Genomic DNA, 17,326 nt, shown 5'->3' with positions numbered 1-17,326 from the left:
CATGGCACAGATCAAGCTTTCAAACCTGCGACACAGCTACATGTCGACGCCGAAAGACCCGCAAGACTATGCACTGAAGGAAATCGACGTGACTTGGCGCGATGGCGGTGCCTATGCGCTGCTAGGACCGTCCGGTTGTGGCAAGTCCACGTTGCTAAACATTATCTCGGGTCTTTTGACGCCGTCCGAAGGACAGATCCTGTTTGACGACCGTGACGTGACCACCTTACCCCCCGACCAACGCAACATCGCACAGGTGTTCCAGTTCCCGGTGATCTACGACACGATGACAGTCGGCGAGAACCTGGCTTTCCCGCTGAAAAACCGGGGTGTTGACCCGGAGACGATTAAGCGTCGCGTCGATGAGATTGCCGAGATGCTTGACGTCACGGATATGCTGGGCACTCGCGCCTCGGGTCTTAGCCCGGATAACAAACAGAAGATCTCTATGGGTCGCGGTCTGGTGCGAGACGACGTGAACGCGGTGATGTTCGATGAACCCCTGACAGTGATCGACCCCCATTTGAAATGGAAACTGCGCTCCAAGTTGAAAGAGCTGCACCAGCGTGTGCAAGCCACGATGATCTACGTGACCCACGACCAGACAGAGGCGTTGACCTTTGCTGATGAGGTTGTGGTGATGCAGGAAGGCGAAGTGGTGCAGATCGGTACGCCCGTTGAGCTATTCGAGCGACCCCAACACACATTTGTCGGCCACTTCATCGGCTCCCCCGGCATGAACGTGCTGCCCTGCGAGGCCAAGGGTGACCGCGCGGTGTTCGAAGGTCACGAGGTTGTGCTGGAAGGCCTGACCCATGGCGACGGAGGCCGCACCGATCTGGGCATCCGCCCTGAATATGTAGGCTTCGGCGACACAGGCATCCCTGCACATGTAACCAAAGTTTCGGACATTGGACGCCACTATGTGGTCAGCGCCATGGTCGGCAATACTGCGCTAAAGGTTGTGACGGAAAATGTGGTGCCTGAGCCCGGCTCACAGGTCTTCCTACAATTCAAACCTGAACAATCGCGCGTATACCGCGACGGCTGGATTGCTACCGAGGAGCGCGCGCAATGAGAACGGAAAACCAAAAGGCATGGTTCTTTGTCCTACCGGTGTTGGCGCTGGTCGCGTTTAACGCGCTGGTGCCGATGATGACAGTGGTCAACTACTCGGTGCAGGAAACCTTCGGCAACAACCAGTTCTTCTGGGAAGGTCTGGGCTGGTTCGAACAGATCCTGCGATCCGACCGCTTCCAAGCCGCGCTGGGTCGGCAATTCCTGTTCACCTTCCTGATCCTGCTGATCGAGGTGCCGTTGGGCATCATCGTGGCCCTGTCGATGCCTCGCAAAGGATTCTGGGTGCCGGTCTGTCTGGTGCTGATGGCCCTGCCGATGCTGATCCCGTGGAACGTAGTCGGTTCGATGTGGAACATCTTCACCCTGCCCCAGATCGGTCTTCTGGGATACTTCCTGAATGACGTTCTGGGCATCAACTATGACATGACGCAACAGCCGCTTTCGGCCTGGATCACCGTCATTGTCATGGATGTCTGGCACTGGACTTCGCTTGTGGTGTTGCTGTGCTATGCGGGCCTCGTTTCGATCCCTGACGCCTATTATCAGGCTGCCAAGATTGACGGTGCCAGCCCATGGTCAGTGTTCCGCTACATCCAGCTGCCCAAGATGAAAACCGTCCTGACCATCGCCGTTTTGCTACGCTTCATGGACAGTTTCAACATCTACACCGAGCCCTTCGTGTTGACCGGCGGCGGCCCCGGTAACTCAACCACCTTGCTGTCAATCGATCTTGTGAAGATCGCGCTGGGACAGTTCGACCTTGGCCCTGCAGCCGCGATGAGCCTGATCTACTTCGCCATCACGCTGCTTGTGTCGTGGGTCTTCTACACTCTGATGACAAAGGATGACGCGCAATGAAGAAGCGGTCCCTTATCCCGATCCTCTATATCGCGTTTCTCATGTTACCGATCTATTGGCTGGTGGCGATGTCCTTCAAAACCACGAACGAGATCCTGTCGGGCTTTTCACTGTTCCCCCAAACCTTCACGCTGGAGAACTATTTCACGATCTTCACCGACCCGACGTGGTACTGGGGGTATATCAACTCGATCATCTACGTGACGATCAACACGGTGCTCTCGGTCTGTGTGGCGCTGCCTGCGGCCTACGCGTTCTCGCGCTACCGGTTCCTGGGGGACAAACAGCTGTTCTTCTGGCTGCTGACCAACCGGATGGCACCGGCAGCTGTGTTCGCGCTGCCGTTTTTCCAGCTGTATTCGTCGATCCACCTGTTCGACACTTATCTGGCTGTGGCGCTGGCACACACGCTGTTCAACGTTCCGCTGGCGGTTTGGATTTTGGAAGGCTTCATGCGAGGTATCCCGAAGGAATTGGATGAAACGGCTTATGTCGATGGTTACTCCTTCCCGCGCTTCTTCGTAACGATCTTCCTACCAAACATCAAAGCCGGCGTAGGGGTCGCGGCCTTCTTCTGCTTTATGTTCTCATGGGTCGAGATGTTGCTGGCGAAGACCCTGACGGCAGTCGAGGCCAAACCAATTGCCGCCGTGATGACCCGCACCGCTTCCAGCGCGGGGTACGAACTGGGCCTGCTGGCCGCCGCCGGCACGTTGACCATCATCCCCGGCGCCATCGTCATCTGGTTTGTCCGCAACTACATCGCGCGCGGTTTCGCGATGGGACGTGTGTGAGGTTCGATATGCGTAAACTTCTTGTCACTCTGCCATTCCTGCCTTCAGTGGCCTACGCCCAACAGGCCGGTTGGGGCAGTGTCGGCCAGCAAGAGGAAAAAGGTTTCTCGTGGACCGCTCCTTTGTGGCCGGATTTCTGGATGGCATGGACTCCGGCAACACTGGCGGTGTTCATCGGTATATTTTCGGCCATCGCCCTAATCGGTTTGCTGGAAGGGTTCAAATTCCGAGACGGGATCGAGCGGCGCGGCGTGCTGGGACTGACCACCACGCTGGGGGATCGGTTGTTCATCACCCTGCTGGGCTCGACCTATATCTTCCTGGCCTGGCTCGGGCTGGTTGGCCAACCTGTTTGGACGCCGCTTTTCCTGTCCATCGGTTGGGGCGTCTTCGTCTTCTGGAAAGTTTAGGCTTTGCGAAACAGCGAAAGGATGCTTGTCTGTCAGGCATACTAATAATGGCGACACCGAGATTGATGCGAAAGAAAAAGACAACAAATCTTCTGACCGAAGTGGAACTTGAGTTCATGAACGAACTCTGGGCGCTTGGTCAGGGCACGGTCCGTGAAGTCCTTGATCGCCTGCCACCTGATCGCAATCTGGCCTACACTTCCGGAGCCACAATTTTGCGGATCCTTGATGAGAAGGGCTTTGTCGAAAGCGAGAAGAACGGCAAGTCGCTGATCTACAGACCCCTTCTCGAGAAGGACAGGTATCAGTCGCGGTCGTTGCAGAATCTGTCCCGGACCCTGTTTGACGACACGCCCGCAACTCTGGTTGCAAGGCTGGTCGACGATGAGGGCCTGACAGAAGATGACCTAGAGGAGATTCGAGCACTGGTAGAGAGGAGACTGCAAAATGACAGCGGTTAAACCGGTTCTCGATGCGTTTCTCGAGTTCAACGTTGTGCTTGGATTATCGGCGCTGATCTGGCTGGCCGTGCGTGGGGGCCTTGCGTTGACGCCCATGAGGTACGGCTTTGTTGCTCAGCTTCGTTCGCTCAAGATACTTTGCATCGGCGTTATGCTCAGCCCGGTTCTGGCGATCGGTGTTTCGGGCTTTGTCGCTCAGGTGTGGCCCGGACGTGTTGTCGCGCTGGGGGATATCGCAGTGGCGGCCTATTTGCGCGGCGAAATCGCCATGCCCGCTGCGCAGTTCGAAACCCTTTTGAATACACGCGAACGCTGGCTCGACTATGTCTTGTCAGGCGCCTCTGTCTTCGTGACTTGCGCGTTGATTGCGCTGGTTCTTCTATCGGCTGTTCTGGCAATTCGGGTTGTCCGCAACGCGCTCACAATTCGCAAGGCCGTAAGCTCCAGCTTTCTTTGGCGACAATCGGCAAAGGTGGACATTCGCCTTTCAGATCGCGTAACTGTGCCTTTTGCAGTGCGCGGCCTTTGTCGCCGTCACGTCGTTTTGCCCAGCCATTTGCTAAACTCGCCACGCGATTTGCGCTTTGCTCTGGCGCATGAATTCCAGCACATCCGCGCGCTGGACGTGGAATGGGAACTGGGTTTCGAGCTTATGCGCCCTCTGCTGTTTTGGAATCCGGCCTATCTGGCCATGAAACATCAGTTTGATCGGCTTCGCGAATTAGCCTGCGACCAGTCTGTCGTCTCGCGCAAAGGCATTGACGCGACCGACTATACCACCTGTCTACTGGACTACTGCACACGATCTATTAATCTGAAGAACCCTCGCATTCTTCGTGTGGCCCTGGTTAACGGGCCGAAAGCAAAGCATGTTCTGCGCCAGCGTGTGATCGCCCTGACCGATTCGCCCGTAACGACCACACAATTGTCAGCAAATTTCTTTGGGCTGACGCTTTCTCTGGTTGTTGTGCTTGCCATTGGGTCGGCCTCGGTTCGTCAAACCCAGGATTGGAGCCATGATCGTCTTATGCTTTCGACGGTTGTAAATCTGGAACGGCTGGAAGCTCGGAATCAGGGAAATTGAAAGGCCGAATTTTAAGTCCGGCGTGGATTGGAAAGTCGGCCTCACGGGTTTGCTAGCAAGCTGGTCGCGGATTCGGCGCTACGATGCTGCTGGTTTTCAATGAGACCGGGTTCAATGTGCCGCTATCACTGGCTTTAATGCGGGCGCCCGTGTTGCTCGACACCGATTGTCCGAGAACGATTTGATAGCAGCCAATGGCGGCTCCAACCTGCTGCAACGTAGTATCGCAACCCGCAGATGAAGGTCAGCCATAGGCCGCCTTGCGCAGACCAATGGCAGCAATCATAGCTTCGCAGTCACTCATTCAAGATGCAGCATCTAGAACTATGGGCTCGCTGCCGACATCGGGGTAAGAGCAGCATTCGATATCAACCAACTTACAGCTCCTATGAAGACGGACCATGGCGGACTCTGAAAACACCATCCGATGCAGCATCGCAGCTTCCCCAAAGCGGACATTGCGCCTCACTGAGCCAGACTCGGGCCCATTGTTTCGCAATGCGCTGCTCTGAAGCCAATGGCACTAAGCCTCGCGAAACAGTCCGAGATGGATGTGAAAAGCTGCTACGTTTAGCTGACCTCAAAACCACAGGCTCCAGGCGCAGGAATGTTAACAGCAATCATAAATGGCAACCGAAGTAGACCGATCCCTAGGACTGTAAGGCAATGCTCATTTTGCAAATCTGAAATGATTCCGCGTTGTGGTGAGGTTAGGGTTCATCATAGGGCGCACAAATGCAAAGTGGAATGTGATCCTTGGTGGGAACCAGAAACTGATTGGAATCGGAACTGGAAAAATGAGTTTCCACTTCGTTGGCAAGAACAAGTGTTTACTGATCAAAATACTGGTGAGAAGCACATTGCCGACGTCTACACGCTGGCAGGCCTCACTTTGGAGATCCAACATTCCCATCTCGATCCCAAAGAGCGTCGAGCCCGCCAGGATTTTTATAAAAACATGCTTTGGGTGGTTGATGGGTCTAGGCTTAAAGGTGACAGGAAAAAAATCCTAGGTTGGCGGGACGCGCTCACGGAGATTGTTCAAGGCAGCAAGCGAACAAATCTGTTCTTACTTAGCGATGCCAATGAGCTTTTTCCACGCGATTGATTGCAAGGCCCGGTTCCAATATGTTTTGACTACTTGGGCCCAAATGCCGAAACTGAGACTGCACCGACGCTACTATTTCTCTTGTATCCTGGTACAGTGCATGGTGGCCGTTTGGTAGAACCCCTGCCGCGCGACGACTTGCTGCGAGCTATCTATTCTGAACTTGTACACATGCCCGCTGTTCGCGGGATCTTGTAAAATGTGTCACGACTGAGACTGTCGAGAAAGCGGAGCTAGCAGCGCCCGACTGAAACGGATAGCTCGCCACCATTCGGCCCAAACCGGCCATTGAACAAGTGTCATGTATTCTGCAGTGCAGCTGATTGATGCAGGCCTTAGCTGCACCGGCATACCGCACTCCAAAATCATTCCATGTGATTCAAACCTGACCAGGAAGCCATAGGACGATAGCAGGGAAGGCAACGAGCATCGCGATGGTTGCAGCATCCGCCAGAAAGAAAGGCGTTACACCTTTAAAAACATCCTGAACGCTTAGGTCATCACGAACGCCGGCCACGACAAAGCAATTCAGCCCAATAGGTGGGGTGATCAGGCAAAACTCGGCCATTTTGACAACCAGAATGCCAAACCAGATGGCACACATAGGTCCGGACATACCGAAGGTACTTTCGGCTGCACTTACGGCTTCACCTCCGTTCAACGCCATGACGGCGGGGTAAACTACCGGCAACGTCAGCAGTAGCATACCTATCGCATCCATGAACATGCCCAGTACAGCGTAAGCCAGAAGAATACAGATCAGGATCAGCATCGGAGACATCTCAAGCGAGGTGATCCAGTCGGAGAATGCACTTGGCAGTTCGGCAAAACCGAGAAAACGAACGTAAACCAAAACGCCCCAGATGATCGTGAAAATCATGACGCTCAGCTTGGCGGTTTCCAAAAGCGCGTCTTTGAGTTCGGACCAGCGCATGCCCTGATACAGCGCTATCAGGAACACCACAAATGCTCCAATTGCGCCACCTTCGGTTGGCGTACCCCAGGCATCGCCGCCGAACGGGTTGTAAACAAAGAAGATGATGGTGACGACAACAATCACGATGGGCAATGCGGGCGGCAACGAGAGGAAACGTTCTTTCCATGTAAATCCGGTGACTGCGGGGCCAAATCCTTTGATCACAACGGCCATGCCAATGATCAGCAAGCCGTAAATTACTGCCGAGAACATGCCCGGGATGAATCCCGCCAACAGCAGTTTGCCCACGTCCTGCTCGACAATAATCGCGTAGATGACCAGAATGGCCGAAGGCGGGATGAGCGAGGCGAGCGTACCGCCTGCAGCAACGACACCTGCAGCAAAACGCTTGTCGTAGCCGATCTTCAGCATCTCGGGGATGGCGATACGGGCGAACACAGCGGAAGTGGCGACCGAGGCCCCAGATACCGCCGCAAACCCAGCGGTTGCGAAAACGGTCGAAACCGCCAGCCCGCCCGGGACCCATGCGAGCCAACGCTTCGCGGCTTCGAACAGTGCTTTGGTCAAGCCCGCGTAATAGGCGAGGTAGCCAATCAGGATGAAAGTCGGGATAAGGCTCAACGCTTGGCTTGAAATCTTGGAGTGCGGAACCTGCCCCGCTGTTTTGACAGCCACAGTCACAGCCTTGCCGAACCGCGCCGGGTCGTACCCAAACTTGGCCCAGAAGATCCAGATCAGGCCAATCATGCCAGCTGTCGCGGCGGCAAAGGCCACGCGCATCCCCAGCACCACAAGAACAAGCATACCGCCCGAGACAATCAGACCAATATCAATGGGTTCCATCAGATTTAACCTCAGTTGTCGTGGCCCGAGACGTGCTCGGCTTCCATTGCAGCTTGAGTGGCTGCATCGGCTATCAGTGGGACGGCAATAGGTGCCTGATCGGGGTGCCGGATCGCGCGCCCGTAGGCCCAGAGCTGTAGAGCAAGCCTTAGGCAAAGCACGCTAAAGGCGACGGGGGCCAACAGCTTTGCGGGCCACAACGGGATACCTATGTCGATAGAGCTGTCGCGGCTCCAGAGTGGCGCACCAAAGTCAAAGCTGCGTGCGAAATGTGCCCAGCTCCCCCAGATCAGCAAGACGATCAGCGCCAGAATGACAGCGGTCGTGATAAACTCAACGATATAGAGCGTCCGGCCTTTAAGCGCTCCAACGACCATGTCCATTCGTATGTGGCCGCCATCGCGCTGCGCATAGGAAATCCCCATGAAGGCGATTAACGGCATGGCCTGCTCGATCCAGTCCACGTAACCAGGAAGTGGCGCATTGGCGAAATTCCGACCACCAACGGAGACTACGGCCATGACCATCAGCGAGAAAACTGCAAGACCGCTGATCAGAGCCAGAAAGCTTTCCAGTTTGTAGAGATGTTGATCGAGAATGCTGAGACGGCTGTCGTCGGACAGCACCTGGGATGACCCGGCCATCGTTGTACTCCGCTGTCAAGAAAGAAAGAACCCGACGCCAATCAAGCTGACGCCGGGCAGTGAGTGGATTAGCTGCCGCTAGCGATCTTCCCGGTCACAAGGTCATAAAGCTCTTGTGCTGGTAGGCCACGCTCGGTGTTTTCTGCAATCCAGGCCTCGGCCGCGGGGGCGGCAGCAGCTTCTTTGAACGCTGCGATTTCTTCATCACTGAAAGTGACCCGTTCGATGCCGCGTTGATCCAGCTCAGGGCCCCACGCTTCCATCGTTTTGGTCTGGTAGTGGCTCACGTAGTGATCCAACGCCTCTTCCACTGATCCCAGCAGAGCTTCGCGGTGTTTGTCAGACAGATCTTCCAGCGCCAGCGTGTTCACCACGACAGGGCAGTTGACGGTGCCGGGATTGAGGTTCGTCGTCCACCACGTGCCATTTTCAATGGTGCCAAAGGACATATGCGCGTGTGGCGCAAAGCTGACCGCTTTGACGATGCCGCTGTCCATTGCCTGACGCACTTCGGATGCAGACATCGAGGTCGGAACTGCCCCAACCGTCTCCATCGCTTTACCGATGCCGCCAGTCGCCCGAACGCTCAGACCTTCGAAATCGGTTAGGGATTTAGGTGCTTCACCGACGCCAACAAGGTTGTACTGCGGTAGCGGCGACGGCATCAGGAGCGTAGCATCCCAGCGGGCCAGATCCTCGACAACGGCCGGGTGTTGGTAGACAGCCATCGACAGGTCGACCTCTTGGTCCAGCGATGTCACACCCAGAAACGGCAGTTCCAGAACCGTGATCGAGGGGTTCTTGTCGCGATGATAGCCAGCGCAGAACTGGGCCATTTCAAACGCACCGATCGAAATCCCGTCGAGGTTTTCTTTGTTCTTCGACAGGCCGCCATAGCTGATGTTGAGTGTGAACTCACCGCCCGTCTTTTCGCTCACCAGTTCGGCAAGTTTCTCGACGTGTTCGGTAAAGGCACGACGCTTGCCCCATAGGGAAACGTTCCATTCGACGGCCAGTGCTTCGGATGCAACGGTCAGTGACAGGGCAGCAATGGCCGCCCGGTTAAGATGTTTGCGCATAATGGCTCCTCCCAGATCACGCAATGTGTTTGGGCAGAGTATTCAGGATGCGCAGCAGCCTGCCTATGAAGGAAAATGCGCGTGAAGTTTCGGAGTCCCTGCGGATATCCGCAGAGTGATTTCTCCTACAACAGCGCCTCTTTATCGAGACCGAGTTTGACGATCTTTTCGTTGAGTGTCCTGCGGCCAATCCCCAGCGCTTCAGCGGCGGCATCCATGCGGCCTTTATGCGCCTTGATAGCTTTGCCGATGAGTTCACGTTCAAAAGCGGCAACAGCTTCGCGCAGCGTATCCGGCACTTCGTCGAAGTGCTGATCGCTTTGGATAGCCTGCACCACCGACCCTCCTCCGCGTCGGGCCGCCAAAATGCGCCGTTCGCAGACGTGGCGCAATTCGCGTACATTCCCGGGCCAGTCATGGGCAAGCAGAGCGGCCAAATCGTCCTGATCGAGTTCTGGCGCGTCTATCTCATAAACCTGCGCGTATTCGCTCAAGAAATGCGTTGCCAGCAGAACCAAATCATCCCGTCTGTGTCGTAGCGGAGGTAAGGACAGGACGACAGTATTCAACCGAAACAATAGGTCCTGACGCAGGCGGCCTTCCTCGGCTGCCAGTACAACGTCTTCGTTGGTTGCCGACACGACCCTGAAGTTTACCGGCACCAGCGACACAGCCCCCACCGGCAGCACCTGCTGATCTTCGATGACCCTTAATAGCTTGGCCTGCACCGCTGGTGGGCACGAGCAGATTTCATCCAGAAACAAGGTCCCACCCGATGCTGCCACAAGCCTTCCGTCGGATTTACCCGCGACACCGAACATTTCCGCCTCAAACGTATCGGTCGACAATGCAGCGCAATTCAGCGCCAGAAACGGTGCCTCCGGCGCGCGGCCCAAATCATGTAAAGCACGGGCGACCAGCTCTTTCCCGGTGCCCGTATCTCCCTGCAACAAAACCGCAACCGATGTATCAGCAAGATCAAGTACGTCTTGTCGCAAGTCTGTAATGGCGTCGGTTTGTCCCAGCAGGTTGCGATCCAGCCCTGACAGTTTGAACAGCCTGTCTTTCAGGCGGGCATTGCTTTTCCGCATGCGGTTCTGTTCCGCGGCGTGTCTCAGCACCGTCAATAATCGCCGAGGTTCATATGGCTTCTCGATAAACCCGTATGCCCCTTCCTGTATGGCCTGAACCGCCATCGGGATGTCACCATGTGCCGAAATCAACACCACCGGAGGTGCCACATGCCTGTCCAAACTGGCCAGCAATTCAAGCCCCGACATCCCGGGCATACGCACATCGGACAGAATGACATCGGGCGACGTGCTGGCCAGATACTCCGTCACCTGGATCGCGCGCGACAGGGCGCTAACAGTCCAGCCAGCGGCCTCAAGCAACTCGACAAGAGATTGTCGCATCGATTTGTCATCATCAACGACCAGAACTTTGAAGGGTTGCTGCTGGGTCATTCGTCCGTTTCTTCAGTATTTGAGGCAATCGGGAATATTACGCGGAAAGTTGTTCCACCGCCATCACGGTTTCGGGCCGTCATTGTGCCATCGTGATCTTTGACAATGCTGGTGGAAATGGCCAGTCCCAAGCCCATGCCTTTCCCGCTCTCTCTTGTGGTTACAAATGGCTCTTGCAACTCAGCCAAAGTTGCCTCGCCCAACCCGTGACCGTTGTCCTGAATTTCCAACGCCGCTTCATCATCAGAAGCTATGACAGCGATATGGATTTCAGGTGCATCCACTTCGTCCATCGCGTCAATCGCATTGCGCAAAAGATTAGTGATGACCTGTTCGATCCGCAATGCACTGCCCCGGATAAAAACCGGACCGGTCGGCGCATCAACTGAGATTTTCACCTTGCCCTGCTCGATGTTTGGCGCAACCAGAGTCAACGCGGCATTGACCGAAGTGCATAAGTCTACGTCGTCGAACGCCTCGCTCTCTGAGCGCGCGAAGAACCGCAATTGGCGCGTGATCCCTTCCATCCTGTCGACCAAACTTCCAATTTTTTGCGGCAGCTTGGACTCGCCGGAACATGAGATCTCTTCCGCCACCAGGTGATTGCGCATCGCAGCGATGGGCTGGCCCAGTTCATGCGTGACCGACGCGGATAATTGCCCCAGAGCCGCCAGTCGGCTTGCGCGCTCCAACTCGCCTTGGGTGCGTTTGAGGCTCCGCTCGGCTGTCTTGCGGTCGTCGACTTCGATAGCGAGCCTTTCATTTGCCTCCCGCAGTTTTGCTTCTTCCTCTTCGGACCGCGCCAAGGCCGCGCTAACGCGTCTCGCGCGTTGTATCTGGAAGAAGATAAATGTGAGCCCCGCAAAAAGGACAAAGATTGCGGTTACAAGCCAACTACGTGCTACGGCCTGATCGTCACTTGCAAAGTAGTGTAGCGACCAGCCATCGGGTAAATCCGTTGCTGCAAGGTGCAGGCGCTTCGTCCCAGCAATTCTGGCCTGATCTCCCGGCAACTCAACCCAATCCAACGCATCTAAGTCTTGCCCCGGAAACTGCCTAGCATCCCGAATCCGTTCTTGCTGAGGTTCTGACAATGGCGCCAACGAGCGATATTGCCAATCCGAGTTCGAAGAAAGCAAAACGACGCCGTCTTCATTGGCCAAAAGAACCTGTTCACCCGAGTTTTTCCAACTATCCTGAAGATTAGAGAAATCGATCTTAATCGCTATAACGCCAGTTGAAGCTCCCTGGTCGTCAAGCACTGCGTTGGCAATGAAATAGCCTGGCAGACCAGTCGTTGCCCCGATGGCATAGAAGCGGCCCTGTTTACCAGAAATGGCAGTTTGGAAATACGGGCGGAAAGCGTAGTTCTGGCCAACAAAGCTCCCAGTGTCGCGGTAATTCGATGAGGAAATCGTGATCCCGTCTTCGTCCATCAGGAAGATCGCATCCAGCCCCGCCTGCGCCGCAAAATCCTCGAGGCGTCGGTTTAAAGTTCCGGTGCCGTCCCCTTCGGCTGTTCCAATTACAAAGGAATCCTGTGACAGCACATATGTGAGGTGGGAAAATCGCTCGAGTTCGCTGTTCACCGAGCTTTGGTAAAGAGAGAGCCGGCCCTGAGCTTTCGAAAGCTCCTCCGAAACGAAGTACTGGTAAGAAACCAAATAAAGGCCAATGCTGGCGGCAATGGCTATCAAAATACCTACAATATACGAAGCTGATCGCATTGAATGCCCATGAACTGCGACGGCATAGGATCACAGTAGGTATTAGCCGTCCATCCCAAGAGTTCTAAACTGACATTTGGATGTTTTGGCCGAACAAGAATGACCGAGTAATTTGAGAACGCGAAGCAATGAACGAACATGCCGAAACAACTATTTGCATTCCGCAAGCAGATTCGGCCCAAAGGAGGCATCTAGCACAGTATCGCAATTCTGCGGACGCAGCCCGCTTTTTTGACATTCGCTGCAAATGCAAAATCTCGACGTCTGCGAGTTCACAGGATGCGGACGAAGTTGCCATTCAGTTGTGAATTGCGAATGTCCGCTTGTGGGAAAACTCTGAAAGATGCAATTTTAGCCAACAGAAACAGAAATGCAGGGAACAGGATTGTCACCTATTGACGCTGTACGTACGCCAGACGACCGTTTTCTAAACCTGCCTGATTTCGCCTGGCGTCCTCAGTACGAAGATCAGTTGGCCGGGTATGAAGGCCTGCGGATGGCAAGAATAGACGAAGGTCCGCAGGATGCAGAGCGGGTGTTCTTGTGCCTTCATGGGCAGCCTTCATGGGGTTTTTTGTATCGGCATATGATTCCGGTCTTTCTCGAGACTAGCGCCCGAGTTGTCGTTCCTGATCTGTTCGGTTTCGGCCGGTCTGACAAACCTATCCAAGATAATTGCTACACTTTCACATTTCACAGACAGAGCTTGATCGAGTTGATTGAAACGCTCGATCTCAAAGGAATTACACTCGTTGTACAGGATTGGGGTGGGCTTCTTGGTCTTACAATTCCACCAGACATGCCTGATCGCTTCAATCGGCTATTGGTTATGAACACGGTTCTTGGCTTGGGTGGCGGTAGCAGCGAAGGGTTCGATGCATGGAGGGATTTCCACCGAACCTACCCGGACTATGACGTGGCCGCATTGTTTCAAAAATACGTGCCCGGCATGAGTGATGAAGTTGCGGCCGCTTACGCCGCCCCGTTCCCGGACGCGCGTTATCGGGGCGGCGTACGGAAGTTCCCGTCGCTGGTGATGACCGAACCCGACATGGAGGGCGTTGATGTGTCACGACGTGCAGCGGCATGGTGGAAAACTGACTGGTCTGGCGACAGCTTCATGGCGATAGGAGAAGCAGATGTTCTGATCCCGCCGAGGCTGATGAAACGCATGCACGAAATATTGGGCGTAGTTCGCCCACCTCTGATGTTGCCAGACGCAGGACACTTCGTTCAGGAGACCAACGGCGAACAAGTTGCTCGCGCGTGCTTGTCTGCATGGGAAGATGTAGGGCCTCCCATTTAGCCTTAATGGTTTAGAAATCGGACGTTCCTGCAGACCGCAGCATCAGTTACTTCTGGGCTCGCTACCGACCTCTGTGCCATTGCAGCAAAGCCCGCTGCCCCGCCAATAACTGATCACGAGGACGGCCCAGCTGCTACTGGCCAAAGGCCTACTCCGCTGCGGTGCAGCCGGCCAAAGCCGCCATTCGCTTCAGTTGCATGAGTTGATAAAAGACGGAAGTCGGAAACGCAGGACAGACCGGCCATTGTTCAAACGACCGCTTTAAGGGACCTGAGTTCAGAACGACGGTTGAAGAGAGCAGGGCAATGTCAGCACAAAAGGCTATCGGACGTGCATCCTTTCAAACGCGTCGACGGTAGCAATTGAGGTTCAAAGGAACCCACAATCGCTGCCGAGGCGTCGAGCTTCAATTATCCCTAACGCCCCAGCACGTTCGAATTGTGACTCTACGGTGGCAACGAAACGATGGGCCTATGCAAAGTGGGTGGACGCAACGGCTCGGCGTGTTGCCTCGACGATCCGGTCGGCCTCGTTGCGCGTGAGGCATAGTGGAGGGGCGAAGCCCAGTATGTCGCCTTGCGGCATGGTTCTTGCGATGATGCCTTCCCCCAAGAGCGCTCCGGCGACCTTTGCACCGATGCCTTTGCTGGGCTCGAATAATGCCCGCGATGCAGGATCACGCGCAAATTCGACAGCGCAGAGCATGCCCTCGCCGCGAATTTCAACGACGTTTGGATGGTTACCCAATGCTTTTTGCATCTCGGCATTCAGATAGGCGCCGGTGGTACCTGCGTTACTTACGAGATCCAGCGTGTCGATCAGCTGCAGATTGGCAATACCGGCGGCGGCCCCGATGGGATGGGCGGAGTATGTCGATCCATGACCGATGGGGCCGTTTCATCTGTCCCCTGTTCCAGAACAGACCACATCTTTTCGGACACGATCGAACCGGATAACGGCGCATAGGCCGAAGTCAGGCCTTTGGCGATTGTGATGATGTCCGGCTGCAATCCATAATGCGTCGAGCCGAACATGCTGCCGAGCCGCCCGAAGCCGGTGACCACCTCGTCCGCGATCAGCAGAATATCGTATTTGTTCAAAACCTCCTGAATGGCTGCCCAATACCCATCTGGCGGCGGGACGATCCCGACGGTTCTAAGGATGGATTCGCCTATAAACGCAGCAATCGTGTCGGGCCCTTCGGCGAGGATCAGGTCTTCGAGACGCGCGGCGCACCAGCCGGAAAATTCCTGTTCGCTCATGCCGGCCTCGTGTCGGTGCAGGTATTATGGTGCTTCGGTGTGAATAACCTGAGCAAGCGGCAGGTCGAATTTCTTGTGGAAGAGTTCTAACCCGGTGAGTGATCCGGTCATTAGGCCTGATCCGTGATGACCCCGCCACCGGCTGATGATCTTCTTCCTTTCAGGGCGGCCGAGGATGTTGTTGTAGTACCAGACGAGCTTGATGTTGGTCTCATTCGCGTCGGACCCGCCCAGTCCTAAATATACCTTGGACATATGATCCGGCGCGCGATCCAGGATCATCTTGGCAAGCGTGATAGTAGGCCAGTTCCTTGGCTTGCTCGGCAATCGCATCAGCGATTTCCTGACACCCATAGCTAACATTGACGCAATATAGCCCGGCAAACGCGTCAAGTAGTCGTTTGCCATCCCGGTCTTCGATATACACGCCTTTTCCGCCTGTGATGACACGAGACGGCGTCTCGCCATGTGCATGGTTGGCCAGATGCGTTGAATGGTGGAAGAAATTTTCGCGATCCCATGCGGCCAGTTGATCATTTGTCAGCATTGTTTTGTTCCTCGCCTTTGTCACGCCCAGTCTCGGCAGATATATTTGCTTTCTGTGAACGCCTCGAGCCCTTGTCTTGCGTCTTCGCGCCCAAGCCCAGACTGTTTGACGCCGCCGAAAGGGATCGGCGCGCCGGTAATTTTTGTCCGGCTCACGGCGACCATGCCGAATTGCAAGGCCCGGCTGGTTCGATAAATGCGGCGTGGGTCCTGAGTGTGGACATACGCGACCAGCCCGTATTCCGTCGCATTTGCGATCTCAACGGCCTCGTCCTCAGTATCGAAGGGCGCAATCGCTGCCACAGGGCCAAACGTCTCTTCGTGAAAGATCTTTGCGCTTGTCAGCACATCGCTGAGGACAGTGGCCTCAAAGAACAGAGGGCCTTTGTCCGATATCTGCCCTCCGAGTAAACAGTTTGCGCCATGCGCGACTGCGTCTTCAACCTGTTCGATCTGCTTAGCGACTGCTGCCGCGTTTATCAGCGGCCCGAGGTCTGAATCGTTAATCTATGGTTTCGCAAAGCTCTACTACGTCGAAGCTGGCAACAGATTTCTGTGTTGGACTTTCGACCAGATTGTTTCTGCGCGCCGCGCTAACAAGTTCGACGGCGGCACAAATCAGGCGCCCGTTGCAAATCTTGTACGCAAGCATTTTCATGACCGTCTTTCAAAGATCGCAGATGCGATAAGGTCGGAAGAACCCGAAGTGGCTCGCTCAGAAGTAGAGAGCTTTTTGGTCGGCATGGCCGCATCATCGGCTCTATGAACACAACGGGTTTGAAGGTTTCCAAAGAACATTTTGATGGGGTGAACGCCTGACAAAAACAATTACCAACTGAAAAGCCAGTTAATTGAGTAGGTCGTAGCGGCCGATACTTCGAGAGTCGTAAATTTTACCTAGTGGTAGTCGATGTACGTATGTCCGCTTTCGCGATGGTTAACAATGCCGTTCGCACCCGCAGCGAACGACTGGTACTCTGATCGTTCCAAAAATTTGCAACACAACCCTATGAACCGCAGGAAAGGTGGTTAATCGGATCAGGAATAGGAACAAAGTTTCGAAGTCGTGAGCTTGGCTTTGACCAAGGCTTCGGCAAAGGTAACGGCACAGGCCACTCCATCGACAACGGGCAGATTGAATTCTTCCGAAAGATGCGACATGAGGTCGGTCATCCCCGCGCAGCCCAACACAATGGCCTCAGCCCTATCTTCCTCGATGGCAGCGCGAATTTCGACCCGTATCTTGTCGATTGTCGCCGGATCGTTTTCCTCGAGCTTCAGAACCGGAACATCCGATGCCCGAACTCGAACGCAGCGACGATCCAGACCGTATCGCAACAAGTTGGCCTCCAGCCCTGCTAAAGACCGGGACAATGTGGTGATGACACTGAACTTTGGACTGATCATGGATGCCGCATGGTAGGCCGCTTCCCCAACACCGATGACTGGCGCCGAAGTGACGCAGCGCACGGCGTCGACCCCAGTATCGTCGAAACAGGCCACAACAATTGCATCTGCGTCCGGATGCGCGTTCACAACCTCCAGCAGTCCGGGAACGCAGGTAGAGACATCCAGATAGCCCTGTATGCTGGCAGGACCGTTTTGGGACGTGGCAGCGATAATCATGGTTTCAGGATGCGCAGCCGCCCGCGCTGCCTCTTTTATCTTTCGCGTCATGGAACTGGTAGTGTTGGGATTGACGACTAGAAGTTTCACAACAT

At 55.1% G+C, this 17,326-nt stretch carries 14 protein-coding genes and 2 pseudogenes; 8 read left to right on the top strand and 8 right to left on the bottom strand.

Annotation, left to right across the window (positions count from 1 at the left end; genetic code table 11):
• The first annotated feature begins 1 nt into the window (after window position 1).
• The 7 genes from ACR0DU_RS19300 to ACR0DU_RS19270 all read left to right on the top strand — a co-directional run bounded on the left by ACR0DU_RS19300 (window position 2) and on the right by ACR0DU_RS19270 (window position 5,795).
• Window positions 2-1,078, top strand: a complete 1,077-nt coding sequence (locus tag ACR0DU_RS19300) for an ABC transporter ATP-binding protein (protein ID WP_170546419.1) — start codon at window positions 2-4, stop codon at window positions 1,076-1,078.
• The gene (locus ACR0DU_RS19295; RefSeq protein ID WP_170546422.1) at window positions 1,075-1,938 is read left to right on the top strand and encodes a carbohydrate ABC transporter permease; all 864 of its coding nucleotides are present in this window, start codon (window positions 1,075-1,077) and stop codon (window positions 1,936-1,938) included. The genes ACR0DU_RS19300 and ACR0DU_RS19295 overlap by 4 nt, the downstream gene beginning before the upstream one ends.
• Window positions 1,935-2,732, top strand: coding sequence for a carbohydrate ABC transporter permease (locus ACR0DU_RS19290; RefSeq protein ID WP_010442341.1), 798 nt, complete (start codon window positions 1,935-1,937; stop codon window positions 2,730-2,732). Before ACR0DU_RS19295 ends, ACR0DU_RS19290 begins: the two co-directional genes overlap by 4 nt.
• An 8-nt stretch (window positions 2,733-2,740) precedes the next feature.
• Window positions 2,741-3,142 carry a DUF2160 domain-containing protein gene (locus ACR0DU_RS19285; RefSeq protein WP_170546425.1) on the top strand — a complete coding sequence of 134 codons (402 nt, stop codon included), beginning with the start codon at window positions 2,741-2,743 and terminating at the stop codon, window positions 3,140-3,142.
• Between the two features lie 65 nt (window positions 3,143-3,207).
• Window positions 3,208-3,603, top strand: coding sequence for a BlaI/MecI/CopY family transcriptional regulator (locus ACR0DU_RS19280; RefSeq protein ID WP_010442339.1), 396 nt, complete (start codon window positions 3,208-3,210; stop codon window positions 3,601-3,603).
• On the top strand, window positions 3,590-4,687 hold the full coding sequence (locus ACR0DU_RS19275) for a M56 family metallopeptidase (protein ID WP_480876744.1): 1,098 nt from the start codon (window positions 3,590-3,592) through the stop codon (window positions 4,685-4,687). Before ACR0DU_RS19280 ends, ACR0DU_RS19275 begins: the two co-directional genes overlap by 14 nt.
• Before the next feature lie 826 nt (window positions 4,688-5,513).
• Window positions 5,514-5,795, top strand: a complete 282-nt coding sequence (locus ACR0DU_RS19270; RefSeq protein WP_480876741.1) for a hypothetical protein — start codon at window positions 5,514-5,516, stop codon at window positions 5,793-5,795.
• Window positions 5,796-6,174: 379 nt separating this feature from the next.
• On the opposite strand, the gene ACR0DU_RS19265 is transcribed toward ACR0DU_RS19270, so the two are convergent.
• The 5 genes from ACR0DU_RS19265 to ACR0DU_RS19245 all read right to left on the bottom strand — a co-directional run bounded on the left by ACR0DU_RS19265 (window position 6,175) and on the right by ACR0DU_RS19245 (window position 12,491).
• Entirely contained in the window at window positions 6,175-7,575 is a 1,401-nt protein-coding gene (locus ACR0DU_RS19265) for a TRAP transporter large permease (protein ID WP_480876738.1), read from the bottom strand.
• Between the two features lie 11 nt (window positions 7,576-7,586).
• The gene (locus ACR0DU_RS19260) at window positions 7,587-8,219 is read right to left on the bottom strand and encodes a TRAP transporter small permease subunit (protein ID WP_480876735.1); all 633 of its coding nucleotides are present in this window, start codon (window positions 8,217-8,219) and stop codon (window positions 7,587-7,589) included.
• Between the two features lie 68 nt (window positions 8,220-8,287).
• Entirely contained in the window at window positions 8,288-9,298 is a 1,011-nt protein-coding gene (dctP, locus tag ACR0DU_RS19255) for a TRAP transporter substrate-binding protein DctP (RefSeq protein WP_480876733.1), read from the bottom strand.
• Window positions 9,299-9,423: 125 nt separating this feature from the next.
• Complete coding sequence (locus ACR0DU_RS19250; protein ID WP_480876730.1) at window positions 9,424-10,764, bottom strand: sigma-54-dependent transcriptional regulator; 1,341 nt, start codon at window positions 10,762-10,764, stop codon at window positions 9,424-9,426.
• On the bottom strand, window positions 10,761-12,491 hold the full coding sequence (locus ACR0DU_RS19245) for a sensor histidine kinase (RefSeq protein ID WP_480876727.1): 1,731 nt from the start codon (window positions 12,489-12,491) through the stop codon (window positions 10,761-10,763). Before ACR0DU_RS19245 ends, ACR0DU_RS19250 begins: the two co-directional genes overlap by 4 nt.
• A gap of 385 nt (window positions 12,492-12,876) precedes the next feature.
• Here ACR0DU_RS19245 and ACR0DU_RS19240 point away from each other — a divergent pair, with 385 nt between their 5' ends.
• Window positions 12,877-13,797, top strand: coding sequence for a haloalkane dehalogenase (locus tag ACR0DU_RS19240; protein WP_480876724.1), 921 nt, complete (start codon window positions 12,877-12,879; stop codon window positions 13,795-13,797).
• A gap of 471 nt (window positions 13,798-14,268) precedes the next feature.
• Here ACR0DU_RS19240 and ACR0DU_RS19235 read toward each other — a convergent pair.
• The 3 genes and pseudogenes from ACR0DU_RS19235 to ACR0DU_RS19225 form a co-directional block, all read right to left on the bottom strand.
• Window positions 14,269-15,606, bottom strand: a pseudogene (locus ACR0DU_RS19235) (aminotransferase class III-fold pyridoxal phosphate-dependent enzyme).
• 20 nt (window positions 15,607-15,626) lie between these two features.
• A pseudogene (locus tag ACR0DU_RS19230) lies at window positions 15,627-16,112 on the bottom strand (aldehyde dehydrogenase family protein); the annotation flags it as partial.
• A gap of 531 nt (window positions 16,113-16,643) precedes the next feature.
• On the bottom strand, window positions 16,644-17,321 hold the full coding sequence (locus ACR0DU_RS19225; protein WP_010442326.1) for an aspartate/glutamate racemase family protein: 678 nt from the start codon (window positions 17,319-17,321) through the stop codon (window positions 16,644-16,646).
• Window positions 17,322-17,326 lie beyond the last annotated feature (5 nt).

Source organism: Ruegeria sp. G2 (genome assembly GCF_056533505.1).
Note: the sequence above shows the minus strand (reverse complement) of the source record. Positions and strands in the feature narration are given on the sequence as shown.

What these genes read in the sequence shown, in the direction of transcription:
- ACR0DU_RS19260 (WP_480876735.1), bottom strand. Translation starts at nt 8,219, where the DNA reads ATGGCCGGGTCATCCCAGGTGCTGTCCGACGACAGCCGTCTCAGCATT.
- dctP (WP_480876733.1), bottom strand. Translation starts at nt 9,298, where the DNA reads ATGCGCAAACATCTTAACCGGGCGGCCATTGCTGCCCTGTCACTGACC.
- ACR0DU_RS19285 (WP_170546425.1), top strand. Translation starts at nt 2,741, where the DNA reads ATGCGTAAACTTCTTGTCACTCTGCCATTCCTGCCTTCAGTGGCCTAC.
- ACR0DU_RS19250 (WP_480876730.1), bottom strand. Translation starts at nt 10,764, where the DNA reads ATGACCCAGCAGCAACCCTTCAAAGTTCTGGTCGTTGATGATGACAAA.
- ACR0DU_RS19300 (WP_170546419.1), top strand. Translation starts at nt 2, where the DNA reads ATGGCACAGATCAAGCTTTCAAACCTGCGACACAGCTACATGTCGACG.
- ACR0DU_RS19280 (WP_010442339.1), top strand. Translation starts at nt 3,208, where the DNA reads ATGCGAAAGAAAAAGACAACAAATCTTCTGACCGAAGTGGAACTTGAG.
- ACR0DU_RS19295 (WP_170546422.1), top strand. Translation starts at nt 1,075, where the DNA reads ATGAGAACGGAAAACCAAAAGGCATGGTTCTTTGTCCTACCGGTGTTG.
- ACR0DU_RS19265 (WP_480876738.1), bottom strand. Translation starts at nt 7,575, where the DNA reads ATGGAACCCATTGATATTGGTCTGATTGTCTCGGGCGGTATGCTTGTT.
- ACR0DU_RS19290 (WP_010442341.1), top strand. Translation starts at nt 1,935, where the DNA reads ATGAAGAAGCGGTCCCTTATCCCGATCCTCTATATCGCGTTTCTCATG.
- ACR0DU_RS19245 (WP_480876727.1), bottom strand. Translation starts at nt 12,491, where the DNA reads ATGCGATCAGCTTCGTATATTGTAGGTATTTTGATAGCCATTGCCGCC.
- ACR0DU_RS19275 (WP_480876744.1), top strand. Translation starts at nt 3,590, where the DNA reads ATGACAGCGGTTAAACCGGTTCTCGATGCGTTTCTCGAGTTCAACGTT.